The organism is Kribbella ginsengisoli, assembly GCF_039537185.1.
GTDB classification, from domain to species: domain Bacteria; phylum Actinomycetota; class Actinomycetes; order Propionibacteriales; family Kribbellaceae; genus Kribbella; species Kribbella koreensis.
Map to the genome: position 1 here is coordinate 118,013 of NZ_BAABAA010000001.1, position 13,515 is coordinate 131,527.

General features: G+C 65.0%; 14 protein-coding genes. 12 read left to right on the forward strand and 2 right to left on the reverse strand.

Annotated elements, in window-relative coordinates:
* Positions 1-12: 12 nt before the first annotated feature.
* The 10 genes from ABD768_RS00480 (at position 13) to ABD768_RS00525 (ending at position 9,091) form a co-directional block, all read left to right on the forward strand.
* Positions 13-726 (forward strand): hypothetical protein, encoded by a 714-nt coding sequence (locus tag ABD768_RS00480; RefSeq protein WP_344836097.1) that lies wholly within the window; start codon positions 13-15, stop codon positions 724-726.
* Between the two features lie 33 nt (positions 727-759).
* A complete protein-coding gene (locus ABD768_RS00485; protein WP_344836099.1) occupies positions 760-927 on the forward strand; it encodes a hypothetical protein in 168 nt (55 codons plus the stop codon).
* The gene (locus ABD768_RS00490) at positions 924-1,529 is read left to right on the forward strand and encodes a hypothetical protein (protein WP_344836102.1); all 606 of its coding nucleotides are present in this window, start codon (positions 924-926) and stop codon (positions 1,527-1,529) included. Before ABD768_RS00485 ends, ABD768_RS00490 begins: the two co-directional genes overlap by 4 nt.
* Positions 1,526-2,083, forward strand: coding sequence for a CHAP domain-containing protein (locus ABD768_RS00495; RefSeq protein ID WP_344836105.1), 558 nt, complete (start codon positions 1,526-1,528; stop codon positions 2,081-2,083). Before ABD768_RS00490 ends, ABD768_RS00495 begins: the two co-directional genes overlap by 4 nt.
* A gap of 40 nt (positions 2,084-2,123) precedes the next feature.
* A complete protein-coding gene (locus ABD768_RS00500; protein ID WP_344838634.1) occupies positions 2,124-2,381 on the forward strand; it encodes a DUF6112 family protein in 258 nt (85 codons plus the stop codon).
* Positions 2,382-2,386: 5 nt separating this feature from the next.
* A complete protein-coding gene (locus tag ABD768_RS00505) occupies positions 2,387-3,739 on the forward strand; it encodes a TrbL/VirB6 family protein (RefSeq protein ID WP_344836107.1) in 1,353 nt (450 codons plus the stop codon).
* Positions 3,739-5,139, forward strand: coding sequence for an SCO6880 family protein (locus tag ABD768_RS00510; protein ID WP_344836110.1), 1,401 nt, complete (start codon positions 3,739-3,741; stop codon positions 5,137-5,139). The genes ABD768_RS00505 and ABD768_RS00510 overlap by 1 nt, the downstream gene beginning before the upstream one ends.
* Entirely contained in the window at positions 5,139-6,404 is a 1,266-nt protein-coding gene (locus tag ABD768_RS00515) for an ATP-binding protein (RefSeq protein WP_344836112.1), read from the forward strand. Before ABD768_RS00510 ends, ABD768_RS00515 begins: the two co-directional genes overlap by 1 nt.
* Before the next feature lie 524 nt (positions 6,405-6,928).
* Positions 6,929-8,161 carry a type IV secretory system conjugative DNA transfer family protein gene (locus ABD768_RS00520; RefSeq protein ID WP_344836115.1) on the forward strand — a complete coding sequence of 411 codons (1,233 nt, stop codon included), beginning with the start codon at positions 6,929-6,931 and terminating at the stop codon, positions 8,159-8,161.
* A 432-nt stretch (positions 8,162-8,593) separates the two neighbouring features.
* Entirely contained in the window at positions 8,594-9,091 is a 498-nt protein-coding gene (locus tag ABD768_RS00525; protein WP_344838635.1) for a DUF5956 family protein, read from the forward strand.
* A gap of 4 nt (positions 9,092-9,095) precedes the next feature.
* Here the strand turns inward: ABD768_RS00525 and ABD768_RS00530 are convergent, their stop codons facing one another.
* Together ABD768_RS00530 and ABD768_RS00535 are read right to left on the reverse strand one after the other, a co-directional pair.
* A complete protein-coding gene (locus ABD768_RS00530) occupies positions 9,096-9,890 on the reverse strand; it encodes a hypothetical protein (RefSeq protein ID WP_344836118.1) in 795 nt (264 codons plus the stop codon).
* 272 nt (positions 9,891-10,162) lie between these two features.
* A complete protein-coding gene (locus ABD768_RS00535; protein ID WP_344836121.1) occupies positions 10,163-11,365 on the reverse strand; it encodes a helix-turn-helix domain-containing protein in 1,203 nt (400 codons plus the stop codon).
* A 221-nt stretch (positions 11,366-11,586) separates the two neighbouring features.
* Between ABD768_RS00535 and ABD768_RS00540 the strand changes: the two genes are divergently transcribed.
* On the forward strand, positions 11,587-12,939 hold the full coding sequence (locus ABD768_RS00540; RefSeq protein ID WP_486327387.1) for an NsdA family TPR-like regulatory protein: 1,353 nt from the start codon (positions 11,587-11,589) through the stop codon (positions 12,937-12,939).
* 342 nt (positions 12,940-13,281) lie between these two features.
* Positions 13,282-13,461 (forward strand): hypothetical protein, encoded by a 180-nt coding sequence (locus ABD768_RS00545; protein WP_344836127.1) that lies wholly within the window; start codon positions 13,282-13,284, stop codon positions 13,459-13,461.
* Positions 13,462-13,515: the final 54 nt, after the last annotated feature.

Here is a 13,515-nt window from a genome sequence, read left to right on the forward strand (position 1 = left end):
AGATTGATGCTCATGGATGACGAGCTGGAGGTACTCATCAGCGCCGCGGCGACGTCGGCGTGGGCCGAGGAGCCGTCCGTCGAGTTGATCGAGGCTATCGAGCAGCACATCGTCGTACCGCTACCGCACTGGATGAAGACGGTTCTCGGGCGCGATGAGGCCGCTCAGCTCGCTCGGGTGATTGCTTGGCGCAAGTGTCAGGTCCTGGCGGTCAATCCACCTCGGGGCGGTGTCTCATGGGGATATCTCGCCAACCATGTCCGCTGGCGTGTGAAGGATGCGGCGTTGACGGAGCTTCGCCATCGCCAGCGATTCCCCCTGACTCCGGCAGCACCGGACTCCGAGTTGCCGGAGCTGCCGACGCTCGGCCTGCACCTGGAGCAGATCGTCGCCGAGCTAGAGCGTCACGGCATCTCGAGCGCGATAGGCCGGCAACTGGTCCGTACGGCTGCCGACGGGCCCCCGTTCTATCGGGCAGCCATCATCAGCAGGCTGCGAGGGATAGGGGTCACCCGATCTCGGGCAGAGGGACTCGCTTGGCTCCTCCGTGGCGGTGCGGCCAGACCCTCTGCGCTAGCCCGACTCGCAGCCGGTCAGCCACCTGAGCAGGTCTTTGCTGATCCAGCTGTCCGGAACTGGTTGAAGGCGGCCACCGGCCGTGACCTGCTGTTTTTCGGACAACGGACTAGCGAGAACCGGTGGAACGACCTCGCTAGATCCGCCTGAGGAAAGTCTTCCGGGCCAGACCGTTGAGACCGCATGACCGACTCATGCCGTCGCAACTGGCTCGTCCGCTACTACCGCGCGCAGTTCAAGTTCTGGCTGTACCTGCTTGCCGGCCTGCGCCTGTTGCCGCCTCCCGTTGCGTTGGCCGGCCTCCGGTGGCTCCGGCGTACCGCAGTCCCCAAGAGAGGAAAACTCACGTGAACCGCTCCAGCTGGGCACGCTTCGTGCTCCCTATCGCGATCCTTCTCACCGTCATCACGATCGTTTCGATCTTGGTCTTCGGATCGAATGGCCGGGACGAGGAACAAGCGAAGACGTCCCAACCGACGCTCGTACCGAGCCTGGCCGACGATGAGCCCGCACAACTCGAGGCGTGGAAGCGACCCACGACGTCAGATCCAAAGCCGATGGCGATCGGGTACGCCCGGGCGATCTGGACATACGACACCTCGAAGCACAGCCTCAAGGACTGGCAGGACGCGGTCAGCGTCTTCGCCGATCCGTACGGCGAAGGTCCACGGGTTGCCCGGAGCCTGTTGCCGCTCATGGGGGAGTGGCAACAGCTCGAGCTCCACCATGCGAAAGCAACCGTCGATCAGATCACTGCAGAGATCACTCCGGAGATGAAGCGGCTCCAGCAGAGCGAGGCAGCGCCCGACGGTTGGACCGGCTACGTCATCCATGGGAAGCAGACGACTCTGCTCGACACAGACACGATCGTCTCCAGTAGGCAGATGGCAGTCGGCATCGTCTGTACGTCGATCTGCAAGTTCTGGTCGGCGTCGGCCCAGATCAACCCGTGATCGCCAAGGCCGCCCTGGCGGGCGCGCTGCTGATCAGCGGCGTCGGCTTGGTGGCTCCACTCGCGATGGCGGCTGGCGGCTCTGACACCTGCATTGCCACGCCGGCCGAAGCGGCACCGAAGGACTGCAAGCCGCCTAGTGAAACCACGGCGCCAAGCGGCACCGGTGAGCTACCTGATGCGCCAGGCGCTGTCGCGCGCGCACTCCGACTGGTGGGGAGCCATGGCTACTACCAGTTGTGTGCACGGCTGGCCGCCAATATCTGGGGCCGCCCACGGGCTGGCTACTACTCGGCCGCCGAGCAATGGCGGCAGATGGTTGCCCTGGGCAAGGCACATCGCAACGACATGCGGCCACCCGTTGGAGCCCTGGTGTTCTGGGCGACCGGCGGACCGTACGGGCATGTCGCCGTGTACATCGGCGACGGCCGCATCGTCTCCAACGACATCAACGACCGATACCCCGGTGAGGGCGGCGTCTACGACGTCGCGTTCGGCCTGATCGAGACCCGCTGGGGTGCGACGTACCTCGGCTGGGCGCCTCCCATCTACTGAAGGACCTGACGTGTATATCCATCCGCTCCAAGACCCGGGCGTGACCCCTAACAGCAACGGCCTTCCTGGTCTGTCTGCGATCCGGCAGATGGTAGGTGCTCTCCAAACGATGACGCTGGTGGTCTGCGTCGGCGTCGTTGTCGTCGGCGCAGCAGCGTGGGCGTTGGGGAGCCTCAACAGCAGTCCCCACTACGCAGGCAAGGGCAAGATCGCCTGCCTGATTGCTGCAGGTGCCGCGATCTTAATCGCCTCGTCGAACAAGATCGTCGCGTTCTTCAGCAACATCCCGATTGCCTGATCGCGATGGCCTGGTCCGACTGTCTTCTCAATCCAGTGTCCTGTGTCGTCGACAACACCGCCGGTGCCGCTGCCAGCTCAGTCTGGGATTCGTTCCTGCGCTGGGCCGCCGGCGGCCTGACCGACCTCACCAACTTCGTCTTCAAAGCATTCAGCTCCAGTACGTCTCCACGATTCGACCAGCAGTGGTGGAAGGACAATCTGGGCCTGCTGGTCGCGATCTCTCTGCCTATCCTCGTTGGGCTGTTCATTCTGCAATGTGTTTCCGCCGCCATACGCCGCGAACCCGGCGGTCTCGGACGCGCCTTGGTTGGCGTCTTGATCGGCACCGCGGGAGTGCCATTCGCCGTTGCGGTCATCGCCTCGTGCGGGAAAGCAGTTGACGAGATCGCTCTGGCGATCCTTGGCAACCAGGCAACGGCAGACGGACTGAAGCGCATGGTCGACCTCAGCGTGGTGCTCTCTGCAGGGACCCTGGGCGGCTACGTTCTTGTGGCGGTCTTCCTCGGGCTGATCGCCACCATCTCCCTGTACGTCGTGATGTTGCTCAGGGATGTAGCGATCATCGCGTTCGTCGTGTTCGCGCCGCTGGCGCTGGGCAGCTGGACCTGGGACGCAACGAGGCACTGGCTTCGCCGCTATCTCGAGGTCGTCGGCGCCTTGGTCTTTTGCAAGGCCCCCATGGCAGTCGTTTTCGCTCTCGGTGTCTCCGCCCTCGGCAATGGTGGATCGACTGGTGGAACCAGCATCGGCACGTTCCTTGCGGGCGTTCTGCTGCTCGGGATGGCTGCTTTGACGCCGCTGGCAACGCTCAAGTTCGTGTATTGGATGGGGGATCACGCCCAGGCCGCCGGGCAGGCCCTCGAGCAAAGCTTGGCTGGTGCCGCGTCGGGAAGAGAGAAGGCTGCACAGGTGCAGCAGTGGCGCGCGGAGCACTTCGGCAGCTCCGGCGGTGGCGTTATGGACCCGATCGTCGGAGGCGACTCCGATGAGGACTCCGACGGCTCGACCGTGGTTGGTTGGAGCGAGGACGACCTGGGAGGAGACGGCTCGCGCGGTACGACGCCGCAGGGGAGCGAGGGCGGAGACTCTGATCGTCACGAGAAGGGCGGTCGGGTGTCTGGTGCGCCGACACAAGGGGAGCCGCTGGTCGCGCCCTCAGGACTTGAATCATCGGAGACAGCAGCCAGACCGACTACCGGTCGAGTGGGATCTGGGAGCGGTGCCGATGTCGGCGGTGCGCCGGCGCCGAATCGTGACGACGCGAGTGTGATCACAAACCCGATCGGAGATGTGACCGGCAAGGCCTCGGAGCCTTCGGATGACCGGGCTGGATCCAACCACGGTGAGGGTCGTTGATGAGCACGCTTTCGACCCGGTTCCCACGACCGGAACGCACCACGGTGCTCCTCGGACTCCGGCCGATCCAGCTCGCTCTGATCGCCGCTTGCGTACTCGTCATGACGCTCGCGGTGGTCATGGACACGACGTCGACGATGAAGGCGGTCGGACTGCTGGTCTCGGCCCTGTTCGTGACGGTGGCGTTCACGCGGGTGGAAGGCGTGGAGATGCACCGGTGGCTCGTACTGCGAGCTGCTCAGTTTTGGCGACCACGCTCGTACCGTGCGCAGGTGATGCAGCCACGCAAGCACGGTCGGCTGGAGCTGCCTGGCGAGAAGCTGAATCTGTTGAGCTGGAACTCCTCGATCGGGATCGTCCACGACCTGAAGAGACGACGGCTGATCGCGGTGGCGAGGATAGAAGGGCCGGCACACCTGCTGCAGAACTCGGATGAGCAGGACCGGCGGGTCACGGCGTACGGGCGGATGATCGCGGGTCTTTGCCAGAACAACCGGATCGCTCGAGCGCAGATTCTCGAACGGACGCTTCCCGATGCCGGGGATGAAGTCGGCGCCTGGGCGAGGATGAGGAACGTTGATCCATCGACACCAGCAGGCTCGGTCTACGTCGAGCTGCTCGACCGGGCGGCACCCGCGGCTGCGAGGCACGAGACGCTCTTCGCCTTCGCGATCAACCTCGACGCGGTATCGCGCGAAGTCAGGAAGCATGGCGGCGGCATCACTGGAGCGGTCGCCGTACTCGAGTCCGAGGCCAGAGCGTTCCAGAGTTCCCTCGGTACCGCAGGGGTCACAGGTTCGTGGCTGTCGGCCGAGGATCTGACAATGAGCCTGCGTCTGGCGTTCGACCCGACTGCGGCTCGTGGATCAAAGGTGCTGGAAGCCGCTGACGTTGGTCCGCTGGCCATGGATGCGGACTGGGACCTCTTGCGGACGGACTCGTCGTTCCATCGCGTCTATGTCATCTCCGAGTGGCCGCGGGTGCGCACTACACCGTCCTTCCTGAGCCCGCTGCTGCTGAGGCCAGGCATCCGACGCACCTTCACGCTGGTTCTCCAGCCGATTCCGATGGCCAAGGCCATGCGCGACGCCCGTAGGCACCAGGTCGAGCGGATCACAGACCGCAGTACCCGCGCTCGGATCGGGCGGCTGGAAACAGAGGAAGACCGGCAGTACGACGCGGATGTCGCACAGCGCGAACGCGACCTGGCCGCCGGCCACGGCGACGTCCGGTGGCTGGGGCTCGTCGTTGTCTCGGCAGATGACGAGGAGAAGCTCGACGACGCCTGCATGGAGATCGAGATCGCCGCAACGCAATCGCTGCTGGACCTTCGCCGACTCGTGGGTCAACAGGCCGACGGATTTCTGGCTGCGGCCCTTCCTTTCGGGATTGGACTCTGATGGCACTTCTCCTCGATGCGCACCGGGCAACGACCCGGATCGCCCAAGTCGCTTACCCCTTCCTCGCGGAGGGCGGGCTCGGGGCCGACGGCACCTACATCGGCTCCGACGTGTTCAGCGGCGGTTCGTTCGTCTACGACCCGTGGGTTCTCTATCAGGCTCGGGTGATCACCAACCCGAACATCCTTCTTGCCGGAGTGATCGGGAGCGGGAAGTCGTCCACCGCCAAGGCTCTCATCACGAGGTCGATTGCCCTCGGCCACAAGGCCTACGTCCCGTGCGACCCGAAGGGGGAGTGGACCCTTGTCACGGAAGCGATGGGTGGTACCGCGATCAAGCTCGGTCCTGGCCTTCCCACCCGGCTGAACCCCCTAGACGCCGGACCTCGACCCCAATCGATCGCAGCCGACGAATGGGACAGAGTCGTCTGGACCCGACGTCGCGCTCTGCTGGGTACCTTGGCGGAATCCACCCTGGGGCGCTCACTAGCCGCCATCGAACATACTGCGCTGGATCTCGCGCTCGAGACGGTCGCGGCACAGGTCGCTGCTCCCACGATCCCAGACGTAGTGGTTGCCCTCTTCACGCCAGACACCAGGTGGGCTGAGCGCGCGGGCCTGACCGCGAGGAGCTTGACTGACGATGGGCGCGAGGTCGCCCACGCAATCAGACGTCTGGTCCATGGCGACCTGTCCGGCATGTTCGATGGACCGTCCACGACTGAGTTCGACCCCGCTACCCCGATGGTCTCTCTGGACTCGTCATGGATCGGCAGTGGCGGCAACGACCAGGCACTCCGGCTTACGCTCGCCTGTGCGTCTTCCTGGATGGAGGCCGCCGTAGCTGATCCGGCAGGCGGCAACCGCTACATCGTGTACGACGAGGGCTGGCGTGTGATGCGTGATCCTGCCTTGTTGCGCCGGATGCAGGAGCAGTGGAAGCTGTCCCGGGCCTGGGGTATCTCGAACGTCATCATCGTCCATCGTCTGTCGGATCTGGCGGCAGTTGGCGATCTCGGTTCTGAGGCGAGAGCGCTGGCCGAGGGGCTCCTGGCCGACTGTTCGACACGCATCATGCTTCGTCAGGAATCGGACCAGCTCGAACGGACCGCGAGTCTGCTGGGACTCACCGACGTCGAGATAGCGACGATAGCGAAGCTCCCGAAGGGACGGGCGCTCTGGCGGCTGCCAAGCCGTTCGTTCGTCGTCCAGTTGGTGCGGCATGTTCGCGAGGTGGAGTTGTTCGACACTGACGGGCGGATGTAGCGATGCGCTTTCCTAGGAGCTCCGAGCCGCTTGAACCGTCCGACCTCCTGATCGCGGGAGCAGCCGTACTGCTGGGATGTGCCGGCATGTTGCATCTGGCTGGCGGTCTCGGCTGCCTGGTGACCACCGGCAGGTGGGTCAACGCGCCTTGGATAGACGGCCTCGGCGTGTTGTTCAATCCGAGTGATCCCGCCTCGGCCTTCGGGCTTCAGCGAGACGAGTTGCCGCCGGCGACGTATTGGACGATCTTGGGCCTGTTGATCGCTCTGCCGCTGGTGAGCGGGACGGCAGTCGGGCAGCTGATTTTGCGAAGACGGGCAGGTGCCGCGAGTCGAGGGCGTGCTCTTGCGGGTCGCCCAGGGCTCGCCACGAAGTCCGATATCGAAGCGACCGTTGGGCGCCAGCAGGTCGTACGCCGGGGACATTCGGCGCGGCCACTCGCGCCAAGCAGTTCGCCTTCTGAGGTTGGGAACTTGCTCGGCCACTCGCGGAGGCGTGAGTGCTGGGCATCAGTCGAGGACTCGGTGATCGTCGTTGGTCCACCTCGCGCGGGCAAAGGCCTCCACCAGATCATCGGCACGATCATCGATGCGCCTGGCGCCGCCGTGACGACCTCCACCCGGCCGGACAACCTGATCGCGACGCTCGGGCTCCGCCGGAAGACCGGCCCGGTCGCGATCTTCGATCCGCAAGGGCTTTCGAAGGCAGAGGGCATTCGCTGGTCCCCGGTCCGTGGATGCGAGAACCCGACGACCGCGATGGTCAGAGCAAGTGGTCTTGCTGCAGGCGCGGGCTTCGCCAAGGGCGGTGTCAGCGATGGTGCCTTCTGGCACGGTCAGACCGAGATGGCCTTGCGAGGTCTTCTCCACGCCGCCGCGATCGATGACACGGGTATCTCCCAGCTGTACCGATGGGGACTCGAGCCAGCATCTGCGATCGAGGCCGTCACCATCCTCAACCAGTCCTCACTAGCCGCCGAAGGCTGGGGCGACACCCTCGATGGCATCGTCAGAATGGAGAGCCGTACACGCGACGCCATCTGGGCCGGCGTCCGCTCAGCTCTCTCCGCCCTCGCCGATCCCGCCGTTCGCAAGGCCTTCGACCCGCCGCCGGGGGAGGGCCTCGACCCGAAGACCTTCATCCAGGCCAAGGGCACCATCTACCTCCTCGGAACTGGAGCCGGCGCCAGTGCGACCTCATCTTTCATCGCAGCTCTGCTGGAGGACATCACCGAGTCAGCGCGCCAGATGGCCGCAGGGAACACGGGCGGCCGGCTGGAACCACCTTTGGCGATGGTGCTCGACGAGATAGCCAATCTCTGCGCAGTACCGTCCCTGCCCGGCCTCATGGCAGACGGCGGCGGCTCGGGCATCTCGACGCTGGTGGTCATCCAATCCCTTGCCCAGGCCCGTGACCGCTGGGGCGAACAAGCCGCCGCAGCAATGTGGGACGCAGCGACCCTCCGCCTGATCCTCGGCGGCTCCGCCCAACCCCGCGACCTCCAAGACCTCGCCGCCGTCTGCGGCGAACGAGACGAAGAGCTACGCAACTGGAGCCGCGGCCCCGACGGCGCCCGCACCATCTCCACCAGCACCCGCAGGCTGCCCATCCTCCCTGCGGACGTCATCCGCACCCTGCCCTTCGGCACCGGCGTACTCCTAGCCCGTACCGCTCCACCAATCCTCCTGAAGATGACCCCATGGCCAAACCGCCCAGACGCCGACCAGATCCGCCGCAGCATCCTCGAAACCTCGTGACCGACGACCTGACCAAAGCCCTAGGCCTGATCCCAACAAACGACCCGTACGTGGTCTGCTGGCGCGACCTAGACGCCGCAGACCTAGGCGACGAGCTCGACCGCCTCACCACCTGGGTCAATTGGGCCACCGACCGCTACCGCCTAGACCACAAGGTCATCCCACCCTGCTGGCCCAACCACGGTGCCCTAGTCGAAGAACTCTCCGCCCTCCGCACCTTCTGGGAAGCCTGCTACCTAGAAGATGCATCCCCATCAGACCCGCTCAGCTTCCATCGAGACCTGACTCTGGCTCTCCGTCGCCTCCGAGATTGGAGCTCCATGCTCGGTTGCTCCCGAACGTTACACAGACCAGAGTGATACACGGGGGTCACGCTTTCATCCCAGCTGCGGGAGTTCCAGCTCGGCGGTGGTACCCGTTAACGTGGTGCTCATGGCGACTTTTGACTGGGGGGTCAGCGATGAGCCAGCGGCGCCCACCGGCGAACCTTTGCCCGTCGAGGCTGCTGACCTGCCCGAGGTGACCGAACTGCAGAGCCAGGGGTGGACCCTCGCGCCGGACGAGCCGATGTGGGTCTTCCTACCTGCGATCTGGCCCGGTACCCATCGAGCGTGGGTAGCGGATCGTTCAACGAGGTGGGTTGAGAATTCACGTGATGGCGTCGTGCTCGACCGAGTGCCGTGGTCTGCGGACCTGTACGAAGAGATCGAGTCGGACCTCAATGCGCTGCTGGCCGAAGCGGGGGTTCCGCCTCGGCCAGCGGGCCGGCTCTGGCTGCTGAAGCCGCCGCCCGGGCTCACCTCGGTGCAGGACGTCATCGACCAGATGATCGAGCTGGCACTAGCGGCGGGTAGCGAGCTTGTGCCGAGTTGCAATCCTGAGTTCGTACGACATGCGCAGCGAACGGTTCAGGAGCTGTTCGGTAGGTGATTGCTCACGGCACCCAAGGAACTTGGTAGTACTTGCAGTTCGGTCCGCACTGGCGCCAACGGCCGGTGTGAATGGTGCCGGCCGCGAACAGTTCCGAGTGGCCGTCGGCTTTGAAGCTGCCATGTAGATCGTCGTGGTACGTCGTGTTGTTGGACAGCTTGGTATCCGTCTGTTCGTAGCCCGTCGAAGACGGCGCCCACGATCGCCAGGTAGTCGAGGTGATGGGGGAGAAGTCGAGCTGAACATTGTCGCAGAATCCGTCAGGTCCGCTGCGGTTGATCCGGCAGTCCGCCCAAAAGGCATTCGGGCGGATGGTTGGGCCACTGTCCCAGATCAGCAATCCCCGCCAGCGTGGGTACGGTCCGTTGAACGCTTGGCGGACGATGAAATCGACCCTGCCGATGACGGTGCCACCGACACCGTATACGCCATTGCCTTTCACTTCGGCGATGTAGTCGCTGATCTTTCGGCCGCAGACCGTTCCATCCTCGCACCAGGAGTCGTAGTCGTCGGCAAGGATGTCGGCGCCGGCTGCAGCTTTGGTGGCTGGTGGCGGCGTCAGCTGTACGATCCCGGATCCGAACTCCTTGATCTCGGTACGAGGCGCACCGCCAGGGACCTCGATGCGGGCCGTGAGCATTCCAGCCATGCAGGTCCAAGCAGACTTCGGCATTCGCTTGGCTTCAGCGATGCAGGCACGCTGTGCGCTGTCGTCCAGCTGAACGCCGGGTGCCGGTGGTGGAGTTGATGCCACGGCCGACGGCGTCTGTAGCAGTCCGGCTGTCAAAAAGAATGTCACGAGTAGTGCAGTTTTCTTACGCCTCACGATTCCCCCTGAACGGGTTGTGGGCGCCAGGCAACGACGGTCCGACGCCCGAGTCCAAGCAGTGGGGATCATCCGCTAGCGGTAAAGGTACCGGTGGCTGATGATCATTGATGATTCACGGAACCGTCGCGAAGGTCGTGCTGTCACCAAACCGCTGTCTGTGGATCCTCGTCAATGATGAGGCTGTTGCACGTTCCTGCAATTTCCGATCGCCTACGGTGAGTCGGCTGCTCGAATCCACTGCTTCAGGTTGTCAGGCCCATCCGTCTGGCGAGTTGGCGGACCGGAGGCGCTGAGCGTTTTCCTCGGTGGAGGAGGTCCATGACTAGTTGGCGGGCCATGGGGCGGTTGTGGACGTGGGCGGGGGCTAGGCGTTCGGCGGTTAGGAGGGCGTCTAGGGCGGCGTCGTCCTGGTGGACCATGGCTAGGCTGCGGGCTCGGCAGGTCCAGTAGTGGGTTCGGCGTTCGGTGGAGCTGATGGCGTCTACTGGGACTCGGTCTGAGAGGCCTAGGGCGTCGTTTGGTTGGCCTAGTTCTACGGCAGTCTCTAGGGCGTGCAGGGCTACGTTCGAGGCGTTGAACTGGGTTTGCCAGGTGTTGCCTGAGGCGGGGGCAACGCGGGCGGCTTCGGCTAAGTGGGTGCGGACGTCGTCTTCGGCCCATAGGCGGGAGCTGGTGACGGCGGCTCGTAGGTGGAGGGCACCCCAGAGGGCGGATAGTTCGGCATCCTTGCCGACGTGCTCTTCGAGGCGGTCAATGCCGTCGATTGCTGCTGAGCGAGCTGAGCGGAGGGCGTCGCCGCCGGCGTGGAGCCACACGCCGCACAGGTCCCAGGACGCTGCGGCTAGGGGAGCGGGGGCGCCAAGGGTTTCGGCGGTGCGTACCTCTAGTTCGACGGCTGTCCAGGCGAGGTCGTGGTGGCCGGTGAGGTCGGCGGTGACGCGGGCGATGTGGCAGACGCGGACGAAGAGTGCGGCGAGTTCGTCGTGGGTAGGGCCTTCGGCGGCCCCTAGAGCGGCTGAGACATCGTCGACCAGGGCGGGCATGATGCCGCCGAGGGCGGTGAAGTTGGCGGCCTGGCGGAGGTCTTCGGCTGCGGTGACCTCAGTACGAAGCTCGGCGAGTGTCCGCGGGGCGCGTGCGGGGTCGCGGTACGTCGGCATGAGGGCTCGCTGGAGTGCGAGCCGCAGAGCGGGGATGCCGTTGTGGCCGGAGTCGAGGTCTGGGGTGCCGTGCCGGTAGGGCTGGCCGGTGAGTTCGACCATTTCGACGCCGAGTACGTCGGCGACCCGGTCGAGGACGCTGAAGCGGTCGAGCGGGATGGCGCCCCGCTCGGCCTGACTGACCCAGCTGACGGAGTACCCGAGAGCGTCGGCCAGTTGGCGCTGAGTCCAGCCCCTGCGCTTACGCGCACGGGCGACCCGCTCCCCGGCGGTCTTGCTCGTCATCGTCCCTGCCTCTCCGCATACGGACTGCTGCATCCCACTGGAAAGTCTCTCACTGCCTCTGACCATGCAGCGTGGAGTCGCAAAAACTCTGCGAGTGCGGAGCCTGTCAAGAGGGCCAGACTTGATCACAGAGAGCAATCTTCCGAGCGAGGCTCCCGATGGGGTCAGGAAGTGGGGCTGATCAGGGTGCCGACACACCCAGACGGAGAAGGCGGCAGCTGATGGGAACGGGGCGTCTGCGCCACCCGCTCGCTGCGCTGCGTCATCAGGCTGGATTGCCGGCTCTGGCATATCTCCGCAAGGTCGACGAGCAGCACCGTCGGTTGGGCTACGGACCGATGGCGCTCCGGCGCGAGAAGGTGACTCGCTGGGAGTCAGGCAGCGTTGTGCCGGACGCGGCGGCGCAACACGCAATGGGGGAGCTGCACGGCGTACCTCACAAGGTAGTGAAGCAACTCGGTTGGCCGGGGTGGTTGCTACAAGCGTTCCCAGACGACCACGCGGTCCTCCACAGTCCATGGACTCCCGAAGGTACGGTGGTCTCAACCGCCGCTGCCGCGCAGGGAGGATCCATGGACCGTCGTGGTTTCTTGATCGCGACCGGTGCGACGCTGTCGTCGCTCGGTGCGGACTGGGCCGGCGCGCTCGCGGATCCGCCGGCTGCGGTCGCTACTGGCAGACGTCGGGTCACCGAGGCGACGATCACCCGTCTCGAGCGGCGGCTGGACGACCTGCGTCGCTTAGATGACGTCCTCGGCGGCGGCGAGATTCGTCCGCTGGCGGTCGCCGAGTTCAACCTCCTCAGCCAACTGGCCGACGATGCCGTGTACGACGCTGAGACCGGGCGTCGGTTGTTCTCCACCTTGGCCGAGGCTGCGCGAATCTGCGGCTGGCTCCACTTCGACGCCGGCCGACACGCAGCCGCGCAGTCGTACTACATCTCCGCCCTGCGTGCCTCGGCGTCGGCAGGGGATCGCGCGAGCGGTGCCAACGTGCTCGCGTTCATGGCGATTCAGACGTACTCGGTGGGTAACCCGCAAGATGCTGTCAACTTGGTCCGCACTGCCCAGCGAGACGCACGGACGGCGACTCCGCTTGTACAGGCGATGCTTCACATGCGGGCTGGGCGGGCGTTGTCGAAGATCGGTGACCGGGTGGGAAGCGCCCGCGAACTCGATGCTGCGAGGACCAGTTACGCGGCCGGCAGCAGCGACGACGATCCGTCGTGGGCGTACTGGATGTCAGCGGCGGAGATCGAGATGACTGCCGCCTCGGCAGCCCTGGAGCTGGAGAACCCGCGCCAGGCGTTGGCCAGCTTCGCGGCAGCCCGCGAGAACTCCTATGCCGCCGACGGCTATGCGCGGGACAACGCACTCTTCCTCGTGAGGTCGGCCGATGCCCACTTGAGGCTGGGTGACGTCGATGCTGCCTGTGCTGCAGCCTCACAGGCCCTCGCCCAAAGCGATGGAGTCGACTCCTCTCGGCCAGCCGGTGCGTTGGATGACTTCCGCAAGTCTCTGGCTTCCTATCGCACTACCCGGTCGGCCCAAGACTTTCTGGCTCGGAGCGGTTAGGCGTTAGTCACTTCGATCCATGAGCCGTACATGCCGTCTTGGCTGTGCGGCTTTTTGTCGTGTCATTAATCCATGCCGAGGGCAATCGATTTCGGCGCAACATCGACGCAACATCAAGTGGAGAAGGCAACAGCGAGGCAACAGTCGATCTCTGTTCGCAACTCGCCGAGTTGCGCTTTGGTGGTTATGCAGATCCAATCGCCCAACCATCGGAGAGAATCCCATGACTGGCTACTGGCTCGTGACCGCAGCCCCCGTCGTGCGCGACGGCCTAATCGTCCTTGCCGTACTGGCGTACCTCGCAATCGCTCGCGATGTTGCTCAGGAAGTCCGGGGACAGTGATGCCGACCTTGCTGACTCCAGAACCTCGCCACCTGGTTCAGGTCTTGTACGGCGAGTTCGCGATCGCGGAGTACGCCGCAGAGCCGGCACTGGCCGAGCGGTATGCCGCCGCGATGAGGCGCCGATTCCCCAATCTGCTGGTCACCTGCACGCCAATCGCCGATCCCGAGGATCTGTAGCCGAACCAGTGGGACAAGGCCCCTCTGCCTGGTGGGCGCGACTTGATTCCGCGC

Coding starts and splice junctions, on each gene's coding strand:
- ABD768_RS00505 (WP_344836107.1), top strand. CDS start 2,387: ATGGCCTGGTCCGACTGTCTTCTCAATCCAGTGTCCTGTGTCGTCGAC.
- ABD768_RS00525 (WP_344838635.1), top strand. CDS start 8,594: ATGGCGACTTTTGACTGGGGGGTCAGCGATGAGCCAGCGGCGCCCACC.
- ABD768_RS00515 (WP_344836112.1), top strand. CDS start 5,139: ATGGCACTTCTCCTCGATGCGCACCGGGCAACGACCCGGATCGCCCAA.
- ABD768_RS00510 (WP_344836110.1), top strand. CDS start 3,739: ATGAGCACGCTTTCGACCCGGTTCCCACGACCGGAACGCACCACGGTG.
- ABD768_RS00485 (WP_344836099.1), top strand. CDS start 760: ATGACCGACTCATGCCGTCGCAACTGGCTCGTCCGCTACTACCGCGCG.
- ABD768_RS00480 (WP_344836097.1), top strand. CDS start 13: ATGGATGACGAGCTGGAGGTACTCATCAGCGCCGCGGCGACGTCGGCG.
- ABD768_RS00540 (WP_486327387.1), top strand. CDS start 11,587: ATGGGAACGGGGCGTCTGCGCCACCCGCTCGCTGCGCTGCGTCATCAG.
- ABD768_RS00545 (WP_344836127.1), top strand. CDS start 13,282: ATGCCGACCTTGCTGACTCCAGAACCTCGCCACCTGGTTCAGGTCTTG.
- ABD768_RS00535 (WP_344836121.1), bottom strand. CDS start 11,365: ATGACGAGCAAGACCGCCGGGGAGCGGGTCGCCCGTGCGCGTAAGCGC.